The following is a 4,758-nucleotide window of genomic DNA, read 5'->3' as shown; positions in this document are numbered from 1 at the left end:
CGCCCGTCCCGACCCCGCCGCCCGTCCCCGCGTCGTGACCGTAACGCACGTAAGTACACGGGATCGTTGTCCGCTACACCCTTGTTGCCCCGGCGTCACCTCCGGCACGGTTCCGGTCCATGGGACGAGAGCACTGGAAGAAGATCTGGGTCGGCTCCGCCGGCAACATGGTCGAGTGGTTCGACTGGTTCGTGTACGCGAGCNNTCTTCGCCGTCGGCTTCTTCATGCGGCCCGTCGGCGGCTGGCTCCTCGGCCGGGTCGGCGACCGCAAGGGCCGCAAGGCGGCCCTCACCCTCACCGTCACCCTGATGTCCGCCTCCGCGCTCCTCATCGCGGTCGCGCCCACCTACTCCGTCGCCGGATACGGCGGCGCCGCCGTCCTTCTGATCGCCCGACTCCTCCAGGGTCTCTCCGTCGGCGGCGAGTACGCCGCCAGCGCCACCTACCTCACCGAGGCCTCGGCCCCCGAGCACCGCGGCTTCGCCTCCAGCTTCCAGTACGTGTCGATGACCGCGGGCCAGATCCTCGGCCTCGGCCTGCTCCTCGTCCTCCAGCACACCCTGTCCGCCGAGGCGCTGCACAGCTGGGGCTGGCGCATCCCGTTCGTCCTCGGCGCCCTCGGCGCGGCCGTCGTCTTCTACCTGCGCCGCACGATGCTGGAGACGGAGGTGTACGAGACCACCGCCGACGACGGGGTCGCGAGCGAGCAGAAGGGCACCCTCAAGGCCCTGTGGGCGCACCGGCGCGAGGCCTTCCTCGTCGTCGCGCTCACCATGGGCGGGACCGTGGCGTACTACACGTACACCACCTACCTCACCAAGTACCTCTCCAACTCCGCAGGCCTCCCCAAGCAGACCGCGACCCTGGTCTCCTTCTGCGCCCTCATCGTCTTCGCCTGCCTCCAGCCGCTGGCCGGCCGCCTCTCCGACCGCATCGGCCGCCGCCCGCTGCTCATCACCTTCGCGGTGGGCTCCACGCTCCTCACCGTGCCGATCCTGACGATGCTGAAGCACGCGGGCTCCTTCTGGCCCGCCCTCGGGCTCTCCCTGCTCGCCCTCGTCGTCATCACCGGCTACACCTCCATCAACGCCTGCGTGAAGGCCGAGCTCTTCCCCACCGGCATCCGCGCCCTCGGCGTCGCCCTGCCGTACGCCATCGCCAACGCGCTCTTCGGCGGCACCGCCGAGTACGTGGCCCTCTGGTTCAAGGACGCGGGCGTCGAGTCGGGCTTCTACTGGTACGTGGCGGGCTGTGCGGCCGTCTCCCTGGTCGTCTACCTCACGATGCGGGAGACCAGGGACATCGACCTGGGCCGGGTCGGGACGGACGGCGGCGGCGCGGTGCCCGGCCAGAAGCGCGGGCAGGCGGGAGGGTCGCCGGAGCGGCTGCCGGTGTCGTGAGCGCCGGGGACGGCGGGTCTCCCGGACGCCGGCCGGTGCGCGCGGGCCGAAGGGCCCGAACGGCTGCCCGTATCGTGAGACCCCCGTCCCGCCGGGCCGCCACCTGTGTCAGACTGCGGGCGTGCTTGCTACCACGATGATTATCGGCAGCAGCGCGCCGGTCCGCAGTGGCCACTGATTCGCGGCACGACCCCCGCGGCAGTGGACACCGTGCCTCAGACCCGCGCGCAGACCTCTCGCACCCGCGAGGGGTTTTTTCGTTTTCCGGCCCCACCCACGCCGGAAGCGGACGTCGCGTGAGAATGGGGGCAAGTGGATCCAGACCTTCCGGAGCCACATCCGACAGGAGCCATCACAGTCATGACCACGGAGAACGCCGAGAGCCAGCGCCTCGACGACAGCTTCCATGTCTTCGACACGACGCTGCGCGACGGGGCGCAGCGTGAAGGCATCAACCTCACCGTCGCGGACAAGCTGACCATCGCCCGGCACCTCGACGAGTTCGGCGTGGGCTTCATCGAGGGCGGCTGGCCCGGAGCCAACCCGCGCGACACGGAGTTCTTCTCCCGCGCCCGCCAGGAGATCGCCTTCAAGAACGCGCAGCTCGTCGCCTTCGGCGCCACCCGCAGGCCGGGCGGCGACGCCGCCGCCGACCCGCAGGTCAAGGCCCTCCTCGACTCCGGCGCCCCGGTCATCACACTCGTCGCCAAGTCGCACGACCGGCACGTCGAGCTCGCCCTGCGCACCACCCTCGACGAGAACCTGGAGATGGTCCGGGACACCGTCTCCCACCTGGTCTCCCAGGGTCGCCGCGTCTTCGTCGACTGCGAGCACTTCTTCGACGGCTACAAGGCCAACCCCGACTACGCCAAGGCCGTCGTCCGCGCCGCGCACGAGGCCGGCGCCGACGTCGTCATCCTCTGCGACACCAACGGCGGCATGCTCCCCGCCCAGATCCAGGCCGTCGTCGCCACCGTCCTCGCCGACACCGGCGCCCGCCTCGGCATCCACGCCCAGGACGACACCGGCTGCGCCGTCGCCAACACGCTGGCCGCCGTCGACGCCGGCGCCACCCACGTCCAGTGCACGGCCAACGGCTACGGCGAGCGGGTCGGCAACGCCAACCTCTTCCCCGTCGTCGCGGCCCTGGAGCTCAAGTACGGCAAGAAGGTGCTGCCCGACGGTGCCCTCGCCGAGATGACCCGGATCTCGCACGCCATCGCCGAGGTCGTCAACCTCACCCCCTCCACCCACCAGCCGTACGTCGGTGTCTCCGCCTTCGCGCACAAGGCCGGTCTCCACGCCTCCGCGATCAAGGTCGACCCCGACCTCTACCAGCACATCGACCCCGAGCTGGTCGGCAACACCATGCGGATGCTGGTCTCCGACATGGCCGGCCGGGCGTCCATCGAGCTCAAGGGCAAGGAGCTCGGCGTCGACCTGGGCGACGACCGCGCGCTCGTGGCCCGGGTCGTCGAGCGGGTCAAGGAGCGCGAGCTCCAGGGCTACACGTACGAGGCCGCCGACGCCTCCTTCGAGCTGCTCCTCCGGGAGGAGGCCGAGGGACGGGCCCGCCGCTACTTCCGTACGGAGTCCTGGCGCGCGATCGTCGAGGACCGCCCCGACGGCACGCACGCCAACGAGGCCACCGTGAAGCTCTGGGCCAAGGGCGAGCGGATCGTCGCCACCGCCGAGGGCAACGGGCCCGTCAACGCGCTCGACCGCGCGATGCGCCTCGCCCTGGAGCGGATCTACCCGCAGCTCGCCAAGTTCGAGCTGGTCGACTACAAGGTCCGCATCCTGGAGGGCCGTCACGGCACCGAGTCCACGACCCGCGTCCTGATCACCACCAGCGACGGCAACGGCGAGTGGTCGACGGTCGGCGTCGGTGAGAACGTCATCGCCGCCTCCTGGCAGGCCCTGGAGGACGCCTTCACGTACGGAGTGCTGCGGGCCGGCATCGACCCCGCCGAGTAGCCCCACGGCCACCCCGGCCGGTCCTCTATGTCTTGTTTGTCGCGCTTCGGGTAGCGTCGAACCATGAGGACCAGGCCGCTCTCCCTTCTGTCGGCCCTCGGCGGGCTGATACTGCTGCTGCTCCTGGTCCTGGCCCCCTCCGCGGGCGCCAGGGCCACGGGGATACCCGACGCGGCCGCCGCCCTGAAACAGGGCCCGGTGTACGTCGACCCGGGCGCCGCCGCCCAGCTCTCGAAGTCCGAGGCGGACGCCCTCGCCCAGAAGATCAAGGACGCGGACAAGCCGCTGTTCGTGGCGGTCCTGCCCGCGAACGCGCAGTTCCCGCCCAAGGACCTCCTCGCGAACCTGCGGACCCAGACCGGAGTCACCGGCCTGTACGCGGTCCGTCTCGGTGACGGCTTCGACGCGGCCGCCGACCGCGCCGTCATGTCCGAACAGGCCGTGCGGAACCTCGTCACCTCCGTACGCCAGCCGGGCGTCGACGCGGCCACCGAGCTCAACAACTTCGTCGACCAGGCCCTGCCCACCCTGCGCGGCTCCGCCCCCGCGAGCTGGGGCTCCGTCGGCACCGACGGCGGCGTCCCCGTCGCCGGCCTCGTGACGCTCGGCGCCGTGGCCGCCGCCGGAGGCGCGGGCGCCTACGCGGTCGTCCGCCGCAACCGGCTCCGCAAGGAGGCCGAGGAGCGCGCGGCGCTCGACAAGCTCCGGGTCGTCGTCGACGAGGACATCACCGCCTTCGGCGAGGAACTCGAACGCCTCGACTTCCACCCCGCCGAAGCGGGCGCCGACGACGCCATGCGCGGCGACTACGAACGCTCCCTCGACTCGTACGACAAGGCGAAGTCCCTGATGGCCTCCGCCGCCCGGCCCCATGACGTCCGCGCGGTCACCGAGGCCCTGGAGGACGGCCGCTACTCGCTCGCCGTCCTGGCCGCCCGCCGCGAGTCCCGGCCGCTTCCCGAGCGCCGCGCGCCCTGCTTCTTCGACCCGCGCCACGGCCCCTCCACCGAGGACCGCACCTGGACCCCGGCCGGTGGCACCGCCCGCCAGGTCCCGGTCTGCGCCGCCGACGCGTCCCGCCTCGACGACGGACTGGACCCGATGGCCCGCACGGTCGACGCGGACGGCGTCCGCCGCCCGTACTGGGAGGCGGGCCCGGCCTACGGCCCCTGGGCCGGCGGCTACTTCGGCGGCGGCCTCCTCCCCGGCCTCCTCATGGGCACCGTCCTCGGCTCGATGCTCTCCACCCCGGCCTACGCGGCCGAGTACGGCGGCAACGAATTCGAGGGCGGTGACTTCTCCGGCGCCGACTTCGACTCCGGCGACTTCGGCGGCAGCGGCTTCGGCGACGGGGGCGGCGGATTCGGAGGCGGCGACTTC

At 71.9% G+C, this 4,758-nt stretch carries 3 protein-coding genes; all 3 read left to right on the top strand.

All coding sequences use genetic code 11. The features are described 5' to 3' along the window. Nucleotides 1-205: 205 nt before the first annotated feature. A partial coding sequence (locus AOK00_RS24920) for an MFS transporter (protein ID WP_254047484.1) occupies nt 206-1,401 on the top strand: 1,196 nt, incomplete at its 5' end. Between the two features lie 360 nt (nt 1,402-1,761). Then, the gene (gene cimA, locus AOK00_RS24915) at nt 1,762-3,378 is read left to right on the top strand and encodes a citramalate synthase (RefSeq protein WP_055602512.1); all 1,617 of its coding nucleotides are present in this window, start codon (nt 1,762-1,764) and stop codon (nt 3,376-3,378) included. Between the two features lie 63 nt (nt 3,379-3,441). After that, on the top strand, nt 3,442-4,758 hold a 1,317-nt coding region (locus tag AOK00_RS24910), incomplete at its 3' end, for a hypothetical protein (RefSeq protein ID WP_055602511.1).

Source organism: Streptomyces aureus (assembly GCF_001418135.1).
Taxonomy (GTDB): Bacteria; Actinomycetota; Actinomycetes; order Streptomycetales; family Streptomycetaceae; genus Streptomyces; species Streptomyces aureus_A.
The sequence above is the reverse complement of the archived record's forward strand: the minus strand, read 5'-3'. Positions and strand labels throughout refer to the sequence as shown.

Bases quoted from the DNA above. Each gene is read 5' to 3' on its own strand.
- cimA (WP_055602512.1), top strand. From the start codon at position 1,762: ATGACCACGGAGAACGCCGAGAGCCAGCGCCTCGACGACAGCTTCCAT.